The organism is Aeromonas sp. 604282 (genome assembly GCF_049170575.1).
Lineage (GTDB): Bacteria > Pseudomonadota > Gammaproteobacteria > Enterobacterales > Aeromonadaceae > Aeromonas > Aeromonas veronii_A.
On record NZ_JAAKMV010000012.1, the window covers coordinates 88,337 to 108,201 of the forward strand.

Annotated in this window: 17 protein-coding genes and 1 other RNA gene; all 18 read right to left on the minus strand. The window is 59.2% G+C overall.

Going from position 1 to position 19,865, the window contains the following annotated elements:
- Positions 1-34 precede the first annotated feature (34 nt).
- Complete coding sequence (locus tag G5367_RS14680) at positions 35-844, minus strand: peptidoglycan DD-metalloendopeptidase family protein (RefSeq protein ID WP_367949402.1); 810 nt, start codon at positions 842-844, stop codon at positions 35-37.
- Positions 845-1,080: 236 nt separating this feature from the next.
- Positions 1,081-2,004 carry a UDP-3-O-acyl-N-acetylglucosamine deacetylase gene (gene lpxC, locus G5367_RS14685; protein WP_005336146.1) on the minus strand — a complete coding sequence of 308 codons (924 nt, stop codon included), beginning with the start codon at positions 2,002-2,004 and terminating at the stop codon, positions 1,081-1,083.
- Between the two features lie 99 nt (positions 2,005-2,103).
- Positions 2,104-3,255, minus strand: a complete 1,152-nt coding sequence (gene ftsZ / locus G5367_RS14690) for a cell division protein FtsZ (protein ID WP_005341691.1) — start codon at positions 3,253-3,255, stop codon at positions 2,104-2,106.
- 39 nt (positions 3,256-3,294) lie between these two features.
- Positions 3,295-4,554 carry a cell division protein FtsA gene (gene ftsA, locus G5367_RS14695; RefSeq protein ID WP_005341694.1) on the minus strand — a complete coding sequence of 420 codons (1,260 nt, stop codon included), beginning with the start codon at positions 4,552-4,554 and terminating at the stop codon, positions 3,295-3,297.
- On the minus strand, positions 4,535-5,287 hold the full coding sequence (locus G5367_RS14700) for a cell division protein FtsQ/DivIB (protein WP_005341696.1): 753 nt from the start codon (positions 5,285-5,287) through the stop codon (positions 4,535-4,537). Before G5367_RS14700 ends, ftsA begins: the two co-directional genes overlap by 20 nt.
- Positions 5,288-5,385: 98 nt before the next feature.
- Complete coding sequence (murC, locus tag G5367_RS14705) at positions 5,386-6,840, minus strand: UDP-N-acetylmuramate--L-alanine ligase (RefSeq protein ID WP_421244519.1); 1,455 nt, start codon at positions 6,838-6,840, stop codon at positions 5,386-5,388.
- A gap of 111 nt (positions 6,841-6,951) precedes the next feature.
- Positions 6,952-8,034 (minus strand): undecaprenyldiphospho-muramoylpentapeptide beta-N-acetylglucosaminyltransferase, encoded by a 1,083-nt coding sequence (gene murG, locus G5367_RS14710; protein WP_421244520.1) that lies wholly within the window; start codon positions 8,032-8,034, stop codon positions 6,952-6,954.
- Positions 8,034-9,215 (minus strand): cell division protein FtsW, encoded by a 1,182-nt coding sequence (gene ftsW / locus G5367_RS14715; protein WP_005341699.1) that lies wholly within the window; start codon positions 9,213-9,215, stop codon positions 8,034-8,036. Before ftsW ends, murG begins: the two co-directional genes overlap by 1 nt.
- The gene (gene murD / locus G5367_RS14720) at positions 9,212-10,495 is read right to left on the minus strand and encodes a UDP-N-acetylmuramoyl-L-alanine--D-glutamate ligase (protein ID WP_288729723.1); all 1,284 of its coding nucleotides are present in this window, start codon (positions 10,493-10,495) and stop codon (positions 9,212-9,214) included. Before murD ends, ftsW begins: the two co-directional genes overlap by 4 nt.
- A gap of 4 nt (positions 10,496-10,499) precedes the next feature.
- The gene (mraY, locus tag G5367_RS14725; RefSeq protein ID WP_005341701.1) at positions 10,500-11,582 is read right to left on the minus strand and encodes a phospho-N-acetylmuramoyl-pentapeptide-transferase; all 1,083 of its coding nucleotides are present in this window, start codon (positions 11,580-11,582) and stop codon (positions 10,500-10,502) included.
- Positions 11,576-12,931 (minus strand): UDP-N-acetylmuramoyl-tripeptide--D-alanyl-D-alanine ligase, encoded by a 1,356-nt coding sequence (locus tag G5367_RS14730; protein ID WP_421244521.1) that lies wholly within the window; start codon positions 12,929-12,931, stop codon positions 11,576-11,578. The genes mraY and G5367_RS14730 overlap by 7 nt, the downstream gene beginning before the upstream one ends.
- Complete coding sequence (murE, locus tag G5367_RS14735; protein WP_421244522.1) at positions 12,928-14,460, minus strand: UDP-N-acetylmuramoyl-L-alanyl-D-glutamate--2,6-diaminopimelate ligase; 1,533 nt, start codon at positions 14,458-14,460, stop codon at positions 12,928-12,930. Before murE ends, G5367_RS14730 begins: the two co-directional genes overlap by 4 nt.
- A complete protein-coding gene (locus tag G5367_RS14740; protein WP_005341706.1) occupies positions 14,393-16,147 on the minus strand; it encodes a peptidoglycan glycosyltransferase FtsI in 1,755 nt (584 codons plus the stop codon). The genes murE and G5367_RS14740 overlap by 68 nt, the downstream gene beginning before the upstream one ends.
- A complete protein-coding gene (gene ftsL / locus G5367_RS14745; protein ID WP_005341708.1) occupies positions 16,144-16,458 on the minus strand; it encodes a cell division protein FtsL in 315 nt (104 codons plus the stop codon). The genes G5367_RS14740 and ftsL overlap by 4 nt, the downstream gene beginning before the upstream one ends.
- 3 nt (positions 16,459-16,461) lie before the next feature.
- Positions 16,462-17,400 carry a 16S rRNA (cytosine(1402)-N(4))-methyltransferase RsmH gene (rsmH, locus tag G5367_RS14750; RefSeq protein WP_005341710.1) on the minus strand — a complete coding sequence of 313 codons (939 nt, stop codon included), beginning with the start codon at positions 17,398-17,400 and terminating at the stop codon, positions 16,462-16,464.
- On the minus strand, positions 17,401-17,859 hold the full coding sequence (gene mraZ / locus G5367_RS14755) for a division/cell wall cluster transcriptional repressor MraZ (RefSeq protein WP_013723406.1): 459 nt from the start codon (positions 17,857-17,859) through the stop codon (positions 17,401-17,403). It abuts the gene before it with no gap.
- Between the two features lie 442 nt (positions 17,860-18,301).
- An RNA gene (rnpB, locus tag G5367_RS14760) (RNase P RNA component class A) lies at positions 18,302-18,688 on the minus strand.
- Positions 18,689-18,846: 158 nt separating this feature from the next.
- Positions 18,847-19,680, minus strand: a complete 834-nt coding sequence (rsmI, locus tag G5367_RS14765) for a 16S rRNA (cytidine(1402)-2'-O)-methyltransferase (protein WP_005341712.1) — start codon at positions 19,678-19,680, stop codon at positions 18,847-18,849.
- Between the last annotated feature and the right edge of the window lie 185 nt (positions 19,681-19,865).

Consider the following 19,865-nt stretch of genomic DNA (forward strand, 5'->3'; position numbering starts at 1 on the left):
AAAGCGTTCCGTCACTGGAACTGAAGAAAAAAACCTAACCCCGGCTGGCACTGAGAAAGCGTGCGGGGTTGACCTGACGACCGTCTTTCAACACTTCGTAATGCAAATGGACACCGGTCGCACGACCGGTACGTCCCATCAAGGCAATCTTCTGACCCTGATCAACCATGGTGCCCACCTCGACCAGCAACCTGGAGTTGTGGGCATAGCGGGTGACAAGGCCATTGCCGTGATTAATCTCCACCATATTGCCAAATTCCGGATGACGGCCCGCCCAGCTGACAATGCCAGGCCCGGTGGCCAGAATCGGGGTTCCGGGTTTGCCACGGAAATCGACCCCTTTGTGCATCTTGGCACGCCCGTTGAACGGATCGACGCGTCCACCAAACCCGGACGAGACCCAAACTCGCTCTTGTTTGACTGGCGTGCCGGAAATAAAACCGGCATCGGTGATATGGTGATTCATGATGAAAGATTCAAGTACCGACAGCTGCTCTTCACGGCTGCTGAGCTGCTGGCTGAGGTGTTTCATAGAGGCTTGCAGCTCGTTGAGGCTCACTTCCAGATCTTCATCATAAGAAGGTCCGCCCATGGGGGGCAGCTCTTTGAAATTGAACTCGTCGGGGTCGAGATCGGCCTGCTCGGTCAATCGTTCGCCGAGGGCATTGAGACGGCCAAGCTGGCCTTGCATGGTGCCCACCTGAGCAGCCAACATTGCCAACTGTTCACGGGCTTCGTCGCCACTCTGGTCGACGGACTGTTGCTCGGCAACGGCAAGCGCTACTTCCAGCGCCTCCATTTTCTGGTGCCAACTCTGCCAAAGCCAACCACCACCAAGTGCCAACAGGGAGAGGAGAATACCGCCGACCCAGGCCAGACGTTGTTTGGGCAGGTGCAACTTGCGTCGCTGCTTGCCGTGGAGGATCAGGGTAATGCTCATAGAAATCAGTCTGCTCGGTCAGGTGCGGCCAAGAGCCTGCACGGGAAATAAAACCGGGAGATAATCGGTATTAAAGGATGGAGTAAACAAATGACGGAACGTCGGTGCGGAGAGAGGACCGACGTTCCGTTGCATAGCTATCAGGCCAGAACCAGACCGTTATCGTAGTAAGCGATAGGCGCTTTGTCGCCCTCACCCTCGAAGGTCACCAGTTCCCAAGCCTCCTGCTCGGCCAGCAAGGCACGCAGCAGTTTGTTGTTCAGGGCATGTCCGGTCTTGTAGGCACGGAACTCACCGATGATGCTGCGGTTACACATATAGAGGTCACCGATCGCGTCCAGCATCTTGTGCTTGACGAACTCGTCCTCATAACGCAAACCGTCTTCGTTCAGCACCCGATAGTCATCCAGTACCACGGCGTTTTCCAGGCTTCCGCCCAGCGCCAGGTTCTGGGAACGCAGGTACTCGATATCACGCATGAACCCGAAGGTACGGGCACGGCTGATCTCTTTCACGAAGGAAGCACCGGAGAAGTCCAGTACGCAACGCTGATTGCGCCCTTCAAAGACCGGATGCTGGAAGTCGATCTCGAGATCCATTTTGAAGCCGTTGCGATAGGGGTGGAATTCCGCCCACTTGTCGCCGTCTTCAACCCGGATGCTCTTCTTGATCCGCACAAACTGCTTGGCCGCATTTTGCTCACGGATCCCGACTTCCTGCAGCAGGTAGATAAAGGGATGCGCACTGCCATCCATCACCGGGATCTCGGGCGCGTCAACCTCGACATAGAGGTTGTCGATCCCCATCCCAGCCAGCGCGGCGGAGAGGTGCTCAATGGTAGAGACCCGGACACCGGCTTCGTTGACCAGAGCGGTACAGAGAACGGTATCGCGCACCTGATCGGCATTGGCTGGCAGCTCCACCACAGGATTCAGATCGGTACGCAAGTAAACGATCCCTGTGTTCACAGGTGCCGGACGGAATGTCATGGTGACTTTCCGGCCCGAATGCAGGCCGACACCAGTCGCCTGTACACTCGTTTTCAAGGTTCTTTGTCTAATCATGGGTGTACCCTAAACAGCTTAAAATCCGGACCAGATGGTCGTTGGCAGGCCATCTTAGCACATTCCTTAAGCAACAGACAAACAAGCCTCATCAGAGGCTTAGTCTGCCTGCTTGCGCAGGAACGCCGGAATATCCAGATAATCCGGTTCACGACGGGCTTGCGGCTCGGCGTTGACCACCTTGGCCGGCGCTTCGTCCATCACGCGGCCTTGCATCATGTCACTGACCAGCGGCTGACGCACCGGGCGCTCTTGCACCTGGCTGCTCTTGACTAGCGTGATGTCCGGCTTGCGCTCGGCACCGATACCGGTCGCAACCACGGTCACACGCAGTTCGTCGTGCATTTCCGGATCGATTACGGTACCCACTACCACAGTGGCGTTCTCGGAAGCGAAGGCCTTGACCGCGTTACCCACGGTTTCGAACTCTTCAATGGTCATGTCCATGCCAGCAGTGATGTTGACCAGGATGCCGCGGGCACCGGCCAGATCTACATCTTCCAGCAGCGGGCTGGAGATGGCTTTCTCGGCCGCTTCTTCGGCACGGTCATCACCGGAGGCAGAACCGGTACCCATCATGGCGGTACCCATTTCGCGCATCACGGTACGTACGTCCGCGAAGTCGACGTTGATCAAGCCCGGACGGGTGATCAGCTCGGCAATGCCCTGTACCGCACCAAGCAGTACATCGTTGGCCGCCTTGAAGGCGTCCAGCAGGGAGATGCCGCGACCCAGCACCTTCAGCAACTTGTCGTTGGGGATGGTGATCAGGGAGTCAACATTTTTGGAGAGCTCTTCGATACCGTGCGCGGCGAAGCCCATCCGCTTCTTCCCTTCGAAGGAGAACGGCTTGGTCACTACAGCAACGGTCAGGATGCCCATCTCGCGCGCCACTTCGGCCACGATCGGCGCAGCACCGGTACCGGTACCCCCCCCCATACCAGCGGCGATAAACACCATGTCGGAACCGGTCAGCAGCTCACGCAGTGCTTCGCGATCTTCCATGGCCGCATCACGACCCACTTCGGGATTGGCACCCGCCCCCAGACCCTTGGTAATACCACTACCGATCTGCAGAGTGGTGTTGGCACTGGAGTTACGCAGTGCCTGGGCGTCGGTGTTGACGGTGATGAACTCGACACCTTCGATGTTTTGACGAACCATGTGTTCGACAGCGTTGCCGCCGCCGCCACCTACACCGATCACTTTAATGACGGCTTCGTCAGTGTGGCTATCCATAAATTCAAACATGTTGTCTCTCCGCTTTATTTGCCTGACTCAGCAAAATTCTTAGAACTCGCCACGCAGCCAGTTGCTGACCCGTTTGACCAGGCCACCGACGCTTGCCTTGGCGGCATATTCTTTGTTGCTACCTGTTGCCTGATGGGTACGGCCATACTGCAGCAACCCGACTGCGGTCGAGTACACCGGTGCCTGCACGTAATCACTCAGACCACGAATATTCATGGGCTCCCCTACCCTGACCTGACACTGGAAGATCTGCTCTGCACACTCCACAATGCCTTCAATCTGGGCAGCGCCGCCGGTCAAGACCACACCGGCTGCCAGCTGATGCTTGACCCCCTGCGCTTTCAACTCGCTTTGTACCCGCACCAGCTCATCATTCACCATGGAGAGCAACTCGGTGTAACGGGGCTCAATCACTTCAGCCAGTGTCTGCCGCTGCAGGCTGCGCGCCGGACGGCCGCCGACACTGGGCACTTCAATATTGTCTTCCTTGCTGACCAGACGACCGAGGGCACAGCCGTAGCGCACCTTGATCGCTTCTGCGTCGAGCGGCGGCGTACCGAAGGCGTAGGCGATGTCGCTGGTTACAGTGCTGCCAGCGTACGGGATCACCTTGGTGTGGCGCAGTGCGCCGCCGGTAAACAGCGACATGTCCATAGTGCCGCCACCGATGTCCACCACGCAGACCCCCAGCTCTTTCTCGTCTTCAGTCAACACTGCGTAGCTGGATGCCAGCGCAGAGAAGATCAGTTGATCGACCCGCAGCCCTACCTTCTCGACACACTTCTCGATGTTGCGAGCCATGTCGTTATGGCAGGTGATGAGATGCACCTTGGCCGCCATCCGCACGCCGGAGAGGCCGACCGGATTCTTGATCCCTTCCTGATAGTCGATGGCAAACTCCTGGGGCAGCACGTGCAGCACACGCAGCTCGTCGGAGAGGCGAACCGACTTGGCGGTGTGGATCACGTTGTCCACATCCTCCTGGGTCACCTCCTCATCGGAGATGGGCACCATGCCGGTCTCGTTGCGGCAGTCGATATGCTTGCCGGACAACCCCAGATAAACCGAGCTGATCTGGCAATCCGCCATCATCTCGGCCTCTTCCACCGCACGGCGCAGTGACTTGACCACGGAATCGAGGTCGTTGACCCCTCCCTTCTCCATCCCGCGGGAGGCGTGACTGCCCATACCGATGACGTTCAGTTCACCGTCCGGCAATACTTCCCCGACCAGAACCGCCACCTTGGTTGTGCCGATATCCAGTCCGACAATCAAATTCCTATCTGCGGTGTTGGTCATGCACTTTCTCTTCGCTCTTCTTCCAGCCAACTGCCACACCGGTATCGTATCGAAGATCCACATACGCAACCTGCGAACGGGGTTCGATAACCGGGAAGGCATCGATAAACCGCTGCAACCTGAGCGCTATGTCGTTACGCCCCAGAAACAGCTTGATATTGCCATCCAGGGTCAGTTCCCAGGCATGGCGGGGGGTCAGATTCACCCCCAACAACTTGTATCCCTTGGCCGCCAGCTGCGCTTCGTACTGCCGACTCTCTTTCAACACCATGGCGGCCTGGTCATCCGGCCCAGACAACTGCAACAGCGATGTCTTGACCCGATCCGGCGCACTGAACACCTTGCCCTTGGTGTTGACGAAGCGGTTGCCATTCCAGCGCGCCGCCACATCCTGTTCCGTCAGGTAAACCTTGATCTTGTTCGGCCACTTCTTGCGTACCGATACCGAGGCTACCCATGGCAAGGCATTAAGCCGTGCCTGCAATTCGTTGACATCCAACTCGAAGAAGTTGCGTGACTCGGCGCCATCCAGCACGGCCAGTCGCAGCTCTTCGGTTTCCAGATACTGGTGTTGCCCCTGCAGCAACAGCTCGCTCATGGGCAACCGGTTGGCATCTGTCAGCCAACCTTTAACATCCAGCGCAGTCCGGTAGCAGCCCCATATCACCAGCAGGAAAAACATCACACCTACGATGAAGCCGCCCTTGGTGCGCCCCTGTGCCCTTGCCTCCACCCGCTCGATCCCCGTGTAACGCGCTAAACCGGCCTTTTGACAGACCGGTTCGCCATTATATAGGCCCCGGCTTGGCGGTCAAAATACTCATTGGGCCCTCAGGCACCAGATTTCATGCTATCTATGCGCAATTTCATTTCGCCGAGACGACGGGCAAGTGCCCCAACGTTCCCCGCCCCCTGAGTCAGCACCAAATCCCCCTCACCAATCACGTCGGCCAGCACGACAGGTACGTCATCTGGCGTGGCGACGAAGATGGGTTCCAGGTTGCCACGCGAGCGAATGGAGCGACACAGAGCCCGTCCATCAGCCCCCGGGATCGGATCCTCACCGGCAGCATAAACCTCCAGCATCACCAGTACATCTACCTTGGAGAGCACATCTGCGAAGTCCTCGTAGAGGTCTCGGGTGCGGGTATAACGGTGCGGCTGGAACACCATTACCAGACGCTTCTCGGGCCAACCGGCACGAGCAGCGTTGATGGTGACCTTCACTTCGCTCGGGTGGTGACCGTAATCATCCACCAGCATGGCCTTGCCGCGCCCGGTTTCGAACTCGCCATACTGCTGGAAGCGACGGCCAACCCCTTCAAACTTGGCCAGCGCACGGATGATGGCCTCGTCGCTAACCCCGTCTTCAGTCGCGACAGCTATCGCCGCGGCAGCGTTCAAGGCATTGTGGATCCCCGGCAAGTTGAGGGTAACCTGCAGTTCGCCCGCCTCTTTGCGACGCACTCGGAAGCTGCTGTGGTTGGTGGTCTGGACAAAATCCAATACCTGCACGTCAGCGTCGTCAGAGAGACCATAAGTCAAGGTCGGACGAGCAATCTCCGGCAACATACCACGGATCACCGGATCATCGATGCAGACTACCGCCAGCCCGTAGAAGGGCAGGTTGTGCAGAAACTCGATAAAGGTGGCCTTCAGCCTGGAGAAGTCACCGCCGTAGGTGTCCATGTGATCCGCTTCAATGTTGGTCACGATAGAGACCATCGGCTGCAGATGCAGGAAGGAGGCGTCACTTTCGTCTGCTTCGGCAATCAGATAGCGGCTGCTGCCCAGACGGGCATTGGTGCCGGCACTGTTGAGCAAGCCACCGATAACGAAGGTCGGATCGCGGTCGGCTTCGGCATAGATGCTCGCCACCAGACTGGTGGTGGTGGTCTTGCCGTGGGTACCGGCGATGGCGATACCGTGGCGGAAACGCATCAGCTCGGCCAGCATCTCGGCGCGACGAACCACCGGAATACGTAGCTCGCGGGCGGCCAGCAGCTCCGGGTTGTCCTGCTTGATGGCGGTAGAGACCACCACCACGCTGGCACCCTCAACGTGTTCGGCACTGTGACCGACGAAGATGTGAGCGCCCAGTCCGGCCAACCGTTCAGTCACGGCATTGCGAGCCAGATCCGAACCCGTTACCTGATACCCTTCGTTGGCAAGCACTTCGGCGATCCCGCCCATACCGGCACCACCGATGCCGATAAAGTGGATGCGACGCACGCGGCGCATTTCGGGGATCACAGTACGCAGTTTTGCCAGTTCAACCTTGGTCATAATCGTCTCTTTAGTCTGCCGCAGGCAATGTACCGTCAAAGCGCGGCTGCACGGCGGCATCAATACATACAGGTACAAGGCTGCACGGTGTCACCGCTGCAACCTTGCTCATCAATCTTTACCACTCTGCCCACTGGCGAGCTGTTTGCACTCATCTGCAACCCGCTCGGCCGCATCTGTGATGGCAACGCGACGAGCCGCTTTCGCCATGTTAAACAGGGTCTCCCGGCGACCAGCCAGCCAGGTCAGGCGTGCCGCGAGTGAGGTTGTGTTCAGCTCGGACTGGGGCAGGAACTCGGCCGCACCGCCGTCGACCAGGGTCAAGGCGTTACGGGTCTGGTGATCATCCACCGCATGGGGGAGCGGCACGAAAATGGCTGCTACCCCGGCGGCGGCCACCTCGGATACCGTCAGTGCTCCCGCCCGGCAGACCACCAGATCTGCCCAGGCGTAGGCGCCAGCCATATCCTTGATAAATTCACTCACCTCGGCATTGATACCGTGCTGGGCATAGGCAGCAGATACTGTCTCGGCATTGCCCTTGCCACACTGGTGACGCACCTCGATAGGCACACCAGCCGCAGCAACTGCAGCGGGTACCTGCTGGTTGAGCACGCGGGCACCCAGGCTACCACCAACGATCAGCAGATGCAGCGGCTCGGCTTCGCTGCGCAGCTGCGGATCCGGCAGGGCAACCACTTCGGGACGCACCGGATTGCCGACCACAGCGGTGCGGCGGCTCGGCGCGAAGGCGCCCGGAAATGCCATCAGCACCCGCTTGGCAATACGCGCCAGCAGCTTGTTAGTCATGCCTGCAGCAGCATTCTGCTCATGGAGCAGCAACGGGATGCCAGAGAACCAGGCAGCCACGCCCCCTGGACCGGAGGCAAAGCCCCCCATACCGAGCACCACATCAGGGCGAACGGTCTTGAGCACCTGACGCGCCTGCAAGATGGATTTGACGATACGATAGGGCGCCATCAGCAGTCGCTTGATGCCGTTGCCACGCACGCCCTGAATATCGATAAAGGAGATGGGATAACCATGGGCGGGCACCAGCTCCGCCTCCATCCGGTCCGCCGTCCCCAGCCAGTGGACAGTCCAGCCCTGCTCCCTCAGTCGATCAGCCACGGCCAGACCGGGAAAGACATGCCCCCCGGTACCACCTGCCATCACCAACAGCGTCTTGCTCACTAAACCTCCCGCACCCGCGCCTGGGCAGTCGCCTGACGCAACTCAAAATCGATTCGAATCAACATGCTCACCGCCACTGTCATGATGATGAGACTCGAGCCACCGTAACTGACCAGCGGCAGGGTCAAGCCCTTGGTCGGCATCATGCCGCTGGCCGCGCCGACGTTGACGAAAGTCTGGAAACTGAACCAGATGCCGATACCGATAGCCAGATAGCCATCATAAAGGCGGTCGGCTTGCAGGGCGCGATGCCCCAGCTTCAACGCCTTGATCGCCAACGCAAAGATGAGACACAGGGCGCCCAGAACCCCAACGTAACCCAGCTCTTCGCCGAGGATCGCAAACACGAAGTCGGTATGCGCTTCCGGCAGGTACTCCATCTTCTGGATGGAGTTGCCAAGCCCCTCGCCAAACCAGCTGCCACGGCCAAACGCCATCAGCGACTGGGTCAACTGGTAGCCACTGCCAAACGGATCGGCCCAGGGATCCATAAAAGAGGTCACCCGACGCATCCGGTAGGGCTCGACGATGATCAGCATGATCACCCCGCCAAGACCGCCACCGATGAGGATCATGAACTGCCACAGTTTGGCACCAGCCAGAAACAGCATGCCGAACGAGGTGACGAACATCACCACGGTCGACCCCAGATCCGGTTGCAGCAGCAACAGGATCGCCAGCACCCCGAATACCGCCAGGGGCTTCAGGAAGCCAAGCCAGGCTTCACGCACCTCGTTCTGACGCCGCACCAGATAACCGGCCAGATAGACGAATAGCGCCAGCTTGCCAAACTCGGCCGGCTGCAGGTTGAAGGGGCCCAGTGGCAGCCAGCGCACCGCGCCGTTGACATTGCGCCCGACCACCAGCACCAGTACCAGCAGTAGAATGGCCAGCAACAGCATGGGTCCGTTGTACTCCTGCCAGCGCGCCATCGGCACCTGCAACACAAACCAGGAGATACCGAGCGCCATCACCAGAAACATGGCGTGACGCTTCACAAACATGAAGGGATCATCCCCCAGGGAGATCCCCTCCGGGATCGAAGCTGATGCCACGATCACCACCCCGACCGCCATCAGGGAGAGCGCCAGCAACACCAACTGCCGGTCATAGAGGCCGGCAGGGCGCGCCGGCAATAGCCAGCGCTGGAACAGACCTGCGGCTGCGCGAAGGGCATTCATAGCGCCATCACCATCTCGGTAAAGCGATCGCCACGCACCTCGAACGACTTGAACTGATCCAAGCTGGCACAGGCTGGCGCCAGCAGCACCCAGTCACCGGGCTTGGCATCGGCCGCCGCTTTGGCAACCGCAGCGGCCAGGTCGGCCACCCGTTCGGTCTGCTCGCCCAGCGCCAGCAGCACCTCAGCATCCTGACCGAAGCAGTACATGTGATCGATCTGGTTGCCCAGCAGCGCCTGGATCGGGCCAAAGTCCTGCCCCTTGCCCTGGCCACCGGCCAGCAGCAACAGGCGCCCCTTGACCGATTCACGGACACCGGCAACGGCAGCTAGCGTAGCTCCCACGTTGGTGGCTTTGGAGTCGTTGATCCACCGCACCCCGTTTACCTCGCGCACGAAACGGGCACGGTGGGGCAAACCTTCAAAGCGGCGCAGCACGGTGAGCTGGGCAGCGCGGGGAATGCCGACCGCATCACACAGCGCCATGGCGGCCAGCGCGTTGGCCTGATTGTGTGCACCGACGATCTTCATCTCGTCCACCGCCAGCAGCGGCTCGCCGTGCAGGGTCAACCAGTAGCGACCATCCAACAGGCAGCGGCCATAGCCATTGCAGTCGAGACCGAAGCTCTGCCACACCTGACCCACATCGGGCAAAGTCTGGGGATCGTCGCGATTGACCAGAATGTGCTTGGAGTGCTGATGGATCTCCATCTTGGCGGCACGGTAGTCGGCCATACCCTGATAGCGATCCATGTGATCTTCAGAGAGGTTCAGCACCACAGAGGCGGCAGCACGCAGGCTATGAGTGGTCTCCAGCTGGAAGCTGGAGAGCTCCAGTACGCAGAGATCCATCGGCTGCTTGAGCAGCTCCAGCGCAGGCGTGCCGATATTGCCGCCCACGCCCACCTTGAGCCCGGCTTCGGCAATCATCTCACCCACCAGAGTAGTGACAGTGCTCTTGCCATTGGAACCTGTGATGGCGATGACCGGTGTCTCGGTCTCGCGAACGAACAACTCTATATCGCCGACTATCTGTACACCACACTCGGCAGCCGCTTTCAATTCAGGGGTAGCCAGGGCAATGCCGGGACTCGCTACGATCATGTGCGCCTGTTTGAGTCGCTCACCATCCAGCCCGTGAATGAGTTCCACCTCGGCGGGCAGTTGATCCTTGCCGGGCGGGTTGGCACGAGTGTCCATCACCAGCGGGGTGACACCACGGCCGAGGAAGTAGTTGACGCAGGAGAGTCCGGTTTTGCCGAGTCCGATAACGATGACCATAGCCTTATCTCACCTTCAGGGTGGCAAGACCCAGCAGTACCAGCACTAGAGTGATAATCCAGAAACGCACGATAACGCGCGGCTCCGGCCAGCCCTTCTTCTCGTAGTGGTGATGGATCGGCGCCATGCGGAAGATCCGCACGCCGCGCAGCTTGTAAGACCCCACCTGCAGAATCACCGAGACGGTCTCCATCACAAAGACACCGCCCATGATCACCAGCAGGAACTCCTGGCGTACCAGCACGGCGATAGTGCCAAGCGCGCCGCCCAGTGCCAGGGAACCGACGTCCCCCATGAAGACCTGTGCCGGATAGGTGTTGAACCAGAGAAAGCCCAGACCTGCCCCGACGATGGCAGTACAGACGATCACCAGCTCGGAGGTATAGGGCACATAGGGGATATGCAAGTAGCTGGCGAAATTGACGTTACCGGTGGCCCAGGCGATGAAGGCGAAGCCCCCCGCCACCATCACGGTAGGCATGATGGCCAGACCATCCAGACCATCAGTCAGGTTGACCGCATTGGAGGTGCCAACGATGACAAAATAGGTGAGCAGGATAAACATCAGACCAAGCTGCGGCATCACATCCTTGAGGAAGGGCACCACCAGCTGGGTCTGGCCATCATGAGTGGCCGTGGCGTAGAGGAAGACTGCCACTCCAAGCGCAACCGCAGACTGCCAGAAGTACTTCCAGCGGGCGATCAGGCCGTCGGTATTCTTGCGCACCACCTTGAGGTAGTCGTCGGCAAAGCCGATGGCACCATAGGCTCCCAGCACAAACAGCACCAGCCAGACATAGGGGTTGTCGAGGCGGCACCAGAGCAACACCGAAGTGAAAATCGCAGCAATGATCATCAGGCCACCCATGGTCGGGGTGCCCCGCTTGCTGAGGTGGGACTCGGGACCATCGTTGCGGATCACCTGACCGAATTTCAGGATCTGCAGGCGTCGGATCAGCCGCGGCCCCATCCAGAGGGCAACCCCCAGTCCGGTAATGATCGACAGGATGGCGCGAAACGTCAGATAGGAGAAGACGTTGAAGAAGGTGAAGTGCGGGGTGAGCAGTTCGGCCAGCCAGACTAGCATGGAGCAGACTCCTGACGGTCTTTGACCATCTCGACGATATCTTCCATGCGGGAGCCGCGAGCTCCCTTGACCAGAATTGAAATTTCCCGATGTGTATCAATCATATGAGCAAGCACTTCAAACAACGACGCCTTGTTATCGAAATGTCGGCCAACCGCGGCATCTGCGGTATGACGACTATGTTCCCCCACTGTCAGCACGGCATCCAGGCCGCACTCGCGAGCATGACGGCCAACCCGGGCATGTTGCTCGGCAGACTCCTCACCCAGTTCCCGCATATCACCGAACACCAGCACTTTGAATCCGCTCATGGCGGTCAGGGCATCGATGCCCGCCAGCACGGACTCCACGCTGGCGTTGTAGGTATCGTCCACCAGGGTCAGGCCGCCCCAGTGCTGAACACAGAAGCGTCCCTTGACCGGAGCCATCAGCTCCAGACCGGCTTTGACCGAGGCCAGAGAAGCACCGAGTGCTAAGGTACCGGCAGCAGCAGCCAGCGCATTGGCCACGTTATGGCGGCCGGGGATCGCCAGAGTCAGGCTCACCTCGCCCTGCGGGGTCACCATCACGAACTCGGCACAACCCTGAGCGTTGAGAACCACATCGCGAGCATGGAACGGCTGGCTCTGATCTTCGATGGAGAAGGCGCAGCGAATGCCACGCTCGCGCCATTTCGGCCAGAATTCGTTGTCGGCATTGACGATGGCGGTACCGCCTGCGCTCAAGCCTTCAAAAATTTCGCTCTTGGCGTGGTAGATCCCCTCAAGCGAGCCGAAGCCCTCAAGATGGGCAGCTGCAACGTTGTTGATGATGGCGGCATCGGGTTTGGCCAGCGAGGTGGTCCAGGCGATCTCGCCCTTGTGGTTGGCGCCCAGCTCCATCACTGCAAACTGGTGTTGCGGCTCGAGGCGCAGCAGGGTGAGCGGCACGCCCACCTCATTGTTGAAGTTGCCGGCGGTGGCCAGCACCTCTCCTTCATGACGCAGGATAGCGGTCGCCATCTCCTTCACCGTGGTCTTGCCGCAGCTGCCGGTGATAGCCAGCACTTTCGGGTTGATGCGCTCACGCACCAGTTTGCCGAGCCGGCCCAGCCCTTTGAGGCTGTCCGCCACCACCAGCTGGGGGATGGCCAGAGGCAGTTCGCGCTCGACCAGCAGGGCAGAGGCCCCTGCCACCAGCGCCTGATCGCAAAAGTCGTGGGCATCGAAGCGCTCACCGCGCAGTGCAACAAACAGAGCACCAGCACCCAAAGTACGGGTATCGGTGCTGACAGCGGTGATCTCGCCATCTTCGCCAATCAGACGGGCATCAAGTACCTGCGCCAGCTCGGCAAGCCTGAGGGTCATCATTTGAATGACTCCAATAATGTGTGCAAGGCGGCCGCGACGGTTTCCCGGTCGCTGTAGTGCCGCTTGTCGGTTCCTATGATTTGATAATCCTCGTGGCCTTTACCGGCCACCAGGATGATGTCCTGTTTGTTCGCCTGACCGATGGCAAGCGAGATCGCCTTGACCCGATCGTGCTCGACCTGCACCGCAGCAGGATCGCGAAGCCCCGCCACCATGTCGGCCATGATCCGGGCCGGCTCTTCGGTACGGGGATTGTCGTCAGTCAGGATCACGCGATCCGCATACTGCTCAGCCATGGCTGCCATCATGGGACGCTTGCCGCGATCCCGATCGCCACCACAGCCAATCAGGCACCAGAGCTGACCTGCACAGTGCACACGCAGTGCCTGCAATGCCTTCTCCAGCGCATCCGGGGTATGGGCATAATCGACCACCGCCAGCGGCGTAACTCCACCGCCAAAACACTCCATGCGACCGGTCACCGGCTGCAATTGAGGTGCTGTCGCCAACAGCTCGTGGAAGTCATAGCCGAGCACCAGCATCACGCCCATCGCCGCCAGCACATTGCTGACGTTGAAGCGGCCGAGCAAGGGGGCGGATAATACACCATTCCCCCAGCTGGAGTTAATCTGCGCGCGAAAACCTTGCTGGTGAAAATCGAGCTGCTGCGCCGTTAATTGACGGCCGGAATGGTGTTCAATCGGGCCATTCACACTGAAAGCCACCGCTGCCGGGTATTTTTCGAGCCACTTGGCACCCAATGCATCATCCCGGTTGATCACCGCATTCGACTCATCGACCAGTTGCAGCAGCTGCTCCTTGGCCGCGCCATAGGCTTCCATGGTGCCGTGGTAGTCGAGGTGATCCCGGCTCAGGTTGGTAAAGACAGCGGCGGAAAAGGGCAGCGCGGCGACACGGTGCTGCACCAGACCATGGCTGGAGACCTCCATCGCCACCAGATCCGCCCCCTGCTCTTGCAGCGCAGACAGATTGGCTTGTACCTGCACGGCGCTGCCAGTGGTATTTTCCGCTTCGATCAGATGGCCAAACAGGCCGTTGCCGATGGTGCCCATCACCCCGGCCTTACCACCCAGCAGGGTGCGCCAGTTGGCGACCAGCAATGCAGTGGTGCTCTTGCCGTTGGTACCGGTGATCCCGACCAGCTCCAGTTTTCTCGCTGGCTGGTCGTAGAAATACCCGGCAAGCGCAGAGAGATGAGCGGGCAGATCCCGCATCCCGATACAGGGAGTCGAGGTTGCTGGCGCAACAAATTCACCATCCTCCTCAAACACAACAGCGGTCGCTCCCTGAGCCACCGCCTGTTCGATGAAACGTCTACCATCCACTTGATGGCCACGGATGGCCACGAAAAGCGTGCCGGGCCTGACCCGCCGACTGTCAAGCTGAATATCGGTCAGAGTGAGCGCCGGCGCCTGGATACCGAAGGGGCGCAGTAATGCATCAAGTGCGCGGGACAAGAGGAGCCTCCGTACGGGCAAGTTTGGCGGGCACCGCTGTGGGCACCGCATCAGGACGAATATTGAAGAGTTGCAGTACCCCGCCCATGGCCTCTGCAAACGGTGGGGTCGCCACGGCACCGCCATAGTAGGCACTGCCTTTTGGCTCGTTAATCACAACTACCATGACGAAACGGGGATTACTGGCAGGGGCAAAACCGGCAAACCAGGCCATGTAATCCTTGCCGTAGCCTCCGGCAACGGCGACCTTGGCGGTACCACTCTTGCCACCGACCCGATAACCCGGGATCTTGGCTTTTGGAATGGCGTTGTCGACTACGTACTCCAGCGCCTGCAGCATGGCGGAGGCGTTGTTGTGATCGATCACCTGCTCACCCTTGGGCGGCGTGGTCACCTTGACGATGGAGATGGGCACTCGCTTGCCCTTGTTGGCTAGGGTGGCGTAGGCGGAAGCCAGTTGCAGCGGGGTAACCCGCAGACCATAACCAAATGAAAGGGTCGCCCGCTCGATATCGGACCAGCGCCGACGCTGAGGCAACATACCACCGCTCTCGCCCATCAGTCCGCTGCCGGTATCCATGCCGAAACCGAACATACTGAGGGTGTTGATCATCTCTTGGGCCGGCATCCGTAGCGCGATGCGCGACATGCCAATGTTGGAGGAGTAGCGCAGGATATCGTAAAGGTTGGTCGCCTTGTGAATACTGACGTCCTTGATCTGCTTGGCACCGATAAAGAGCGGACCACCGGGAATGAAATCCTTCCAGCTGGTGACACCCGCCTGCAAGGCACTTAGCAAAATCAGCGGCTTGACTGTGGAGCCCGGCTCGTAGGTATCGGTCACCACCCGGTTGCGCACCCGGAAACTCTGATACTGGCCGCGGTTGTTCGGGTTATAGGAGGGGGTATTGACCATGGCGAGCACTTCGCCGGTCTTGATATCCAGCATCACCATCGAGCCTGACGTTGCCTTGTTCTCGTCGGTTGCGCGTTTGAGCGCCCGATAGGCCAGAGCCTGTACCCGCTGATCGATGCTGAGCTGCAGATCGTTGGCGTTCTTGCCCTCTTTAACGATGCCAAGACGCTCGATGACCCGACCCTGCCGATCCTTGCGCACCCGCATCTCGCCAGGCGTCGCCGTCAGCCACTCGTTGTAGCTGCGCTCGATCCCCTCGATCCCGTTGCCATCGATGTTGGTTACCCCCACCAGGTGGGCGCTGATCTCGCCGGTTGGGTAGAAGCGGCGTGACTCGGGACGCAGATAGACACCACCCAGCTTGAGCCCCTTGATGTATTCGGAGACAGCGGGCGTCACCTGACGCTGCAGATAGACGAAGCGCTTGCTGGGGTTAGCAATACGCTGCTTGAGGGTATTGATGTCGATTTTGAGAACAGCGGAGAGCGCCATCCAGGCGCGCTCGTTGTGAATCGCACCAGACTCGTGCACCGTCTTGGGATCGGCCCAGACCGCCTCGACCGGAACGGAAACAGCCAGCTGTTCACCGTTGCGATCGGTGATCATACCGCGCACAGCCTGGGTGGAGGTGGTACGCAGGGAACGCATGTCCCCCTCCTGCCGCAGGCGGTCAGGGTTGATCACCTGGATCCAGGCCAAGCGCAGGATCAGCCCAACGAATGCAATGCCGATGAATACGACCAGCGTGCGAAAGCGCCACGGATAGATCGAGGGCGCTTTGACGTTCGCTTTGGCAGCTTTGGCTGTAGCCTTGCGTTTCATGGCAGGGTAATTACCTTCTCGGTGGTCACCAGAGGGCGACCCATTTGTAACTTGTCCATCGCCAGAGTGGCCACCCGGGAGTGTTCCGCCAGGGTGCCCTGCTCCAGCAGGAGGTGACGCCATTCGATATTGAGGCGATCCTCTTCGGCCATCAGGTCGTTCTGTTTGGCAGTCAGGCCGCGCGTCATGTTGGTCACCAGGATCACGGCAAACGCAGTCACCAGCACGGCGACTGACAACAGGATCTGCAGCTTGTGCCGCCAGAGATCAGCAACGATCTCCTTGGCCAGGTGGACACGCACTTCGCTCATCGCTTACTCCGCCAGACGCTCGGCGACCCGCAGCACAGAGCTGCGCGACCGGGTATTTTCCGACACTTCATGATCAGAAGGCTTGAGCGCCTTGCCGACCGACTTCAATTTGCGACCGCCAGCCAGCTGGGCCTCGGTCAACGGAATGCCGTAGGGTACTTCCGGCCCCTTCTCGTGCTTGCGAATAAAATGCTTCACCAAGCGGTCTTCCAGCGAATGGAAGCTGATCACCGACAGACGACCGTGAGGAGCCAGCACCTCCAGCGCACCGTTGAGCGCGGTTTCGATCTCGTCCAGCTCACTGTTGATGTAGATGCGGATAGCCTGGAAGCTGCGGGTCGCCGCATGCTTGCCTTTCTCCTTGCTCGGATTGACCCGAGCAATCATCTCCGCCAGCTGGCGGGTGCGCACGTAAGGCTCGGTCACCCGGTCGTGCACGATGGCGCGGGCAATCTTCTTGGCAAAACGCTCCTCACCGAAGGTCTTCAATACCCAGGCAATATCGTCCACATCGGCCTTGGCCAGCCACTCGGCGGCGCTCTGGCCGGAAGTAGGGTCCATCCGCATATCAAGCGGACCGTCTTTCATAAAGCTGAAACCACGCTCGGCGTCATCCAGTTGGGGTGAAGAGACCCCCAGATCCAGCAGGAAGCCATCCACCTTGCCTAGTAAACCGCGCTCATCCAGATAGGAGGCGATGCCGGAGAAGGGGCCGTGTACGATTTCGAAACGGGGATCCTGGATCTTGGCCGCTTCGGCAATCGCCTGGGGATCGCGATCGATGGCGATCAGGCGGCCGTTAGGGCCAAGGTGTTGCAGGATCAGACGAGAATGACCACCACGGCCAAAAGTGCCGTCTACATAGATTCCGTCCGGCTTGATGGCCAGACCTTCAACGGCTTCGTGCAGCAGCACTGTGATGTGTTCAGCGGCTTGGGTCATTTATAAAGAGAAATCCTGTAGTCGTGGTGAGCTTGCCCAATCGTCCCCGGGCAGACCCAAGATGTCGTCATTGACCTGTTGCTGCCAGCGGGCTTCATCCCACAGCTCAAATTTGTTGAGCTGGCCCACCAGCATGATCTTCTTGTCCAGCCCCGCATGGTTGCGCAGTGGCTGGCTGAGCAACAGACGGCCATTGCCATCCAGCTCGCATTCGGTTGCATGTCCCAGCAGCAGTCGCTGCAAACGGCGTTCTTGCGGATTCATGCTGGAGAGGGTCTTGAGCTTGCGCTCGACCTCTTCCCATTCATTCAGGGGATAGAGCAGCAGACAGGGATGGGCAATATCGATGGTGCAGACCAGCTGGCCGTCGCTTTCGTCGCGCAGCCAATCACGGAATTTGGTCGGAATAGCCAGCCGCCCTTTACTGTCCAGGCTGATGGCATGAGCGCCACGCAACAAATTGCAGTCCCTGAAGGTGAGTGAGCAGGCAGATTGCCCCTCTAAAAACCACTTTGATCCACTTTTCCCCACCTTGAAGTTTAAGGACGTGCAGGGGGCTTTTCAAGCAAGGAGATGGGGCAGAGGGAACATATTGACGCAGCAATTGCATACTGCGGATTGAGTGGGTTGATTTTCCACAAGTTATTTGGCGTTAAACTCTGGTGATTAATTGAAATAAATGAATGAACTGAGAACACACACAATGTGCGGGTGCGAACAACCATCCTGGGTTCTGTCACCATCTATCGCTACCATCGTGCTAAATACGAAACTATTCGATTGATTTAAAACATATAATTTCATTCAAAATGACAAGGCCGAAAATATCCTGCCAACGAAGCCATATTTTCTCATGCATAAAAAAGAGCCCCGCGATAAATCGCGGGGCTCTTCGGAATGAGGTCGGAGTCGGCCTGTAAGCCGGGTTCTGTACCGGGTTACCCCGGGTAGCAATCATTCCTCTAGGCCAGCAATCGCTCGCTGGCTCAAGCAACCTACCCGCCCCCAACGCGGGCCGCGCCAATAGGGGCCTATTTGGTCTTGCTTCGGGTGGAGTTTACCGTGCCACGAACTGTTGCCAGTCGCGCGGTGCGCTCTTACCGCACCCTTTCACCCTTACCTGATCCCTTGCGGGCCATCGGCGGTCTGCTCTCTGTTGCACTGGTCGTAGGCTCACGCCCCCCAGGCGTTACCTGGCACCCTGCCCTGTGAAGCCCGGACTTTCCTCCCCTCCGCCCGTCTGTCCCGAGGGACACAACGACGAAGCAGCGATTGCCCAGCCAACTCCGAGGCGCGGATTATAGCCTTGCGATACGCACGGGGTAAACCGGCAATTCCCGTTTACAGCCATTTATCGCGTTTTGGCCCCCCGTTTACAAGGTGAATGCTCGCAGATACAGAGGAGCGTGCTGGTCATAAAACAGTCTGGCGGCCTATTCCACCGACTCAATAGTGCTCGAGACCGTATTTGTAGAGGGCATTCTTCTTCACGCCGTGGATCTCGGCGGTCAGGGCGGCCGCTTTTTTCAGTGGCAACTCGGCCACCAGCAGACCCAGAGTACGGATCGCCTCGGCTGGCAGATCCTCTTCATCTTTGGCGGCGCCAGCCACCACCAGCACGATCTCTCCGCGGCAGCGGTTGTCATCCTCGCCAAGCCAGGTCAGCATTTCGGAGGCTGGCAGACCGTGGATCGACTCGAAGGTCTTGGTCAGCTCACGGCACACCACCACCTGACGCTCGCCGAGAATGCGAGCAATCGCTTCTACTGTATCCTGCACACGCCGCGGCGATTCGTAAAACACCAGCGAGCGGGTGTCTTCGATAACGGCTTGCAGACGATCATCCCGACCCTTGCTCTTGGCGGGCAAGAAGCCTTCAAACGCAAAGCGATCGGTGGGCAGACCGGCCGCGCTCAGAGCAGTGATAGCGGCACAGGGGCCGGGCAACGGGACCACCTTGACCCCGGCCTCACGACAGCGGGTGACCAAGTGATAACCAGGATCACTGATAAGCGGAGTGCCGGCATCGGAGACCAGCGCAACACTCTTGCCCTCTTTGATCCGACCGATCAGTACATCGGCCTTCTGCTGCTCGTTGTGATCGTGCAGGGCGAAGGTCGGTACCGAGATTTGGTAGTGACTGAGCAGGATACCGGTATGGCGAGTATCTTCGGCTGCCACCAGATCGACACTGCGTAAAATGTCCAATGCACGCTGGGTAATGTCCGCCAGATTGCCGATCGGAGTGGGGACTATATACAGGGTTGGGATGTCACTCATGGGATCTCCGAGTGCCCCGACAATTGTGTCGCCATATTGGCCCGTTTACACTATGGGGAACTTCAACACTGGTCGGGGAATGAACTTGAACCGGGTTACAAAGCAGCTAAGTGTATCACGACTCTTCGGCATCATACTCGCGGCAGTACTGCTCGCCGCCTGTGCGTCGGAGCCCAATCAACCGT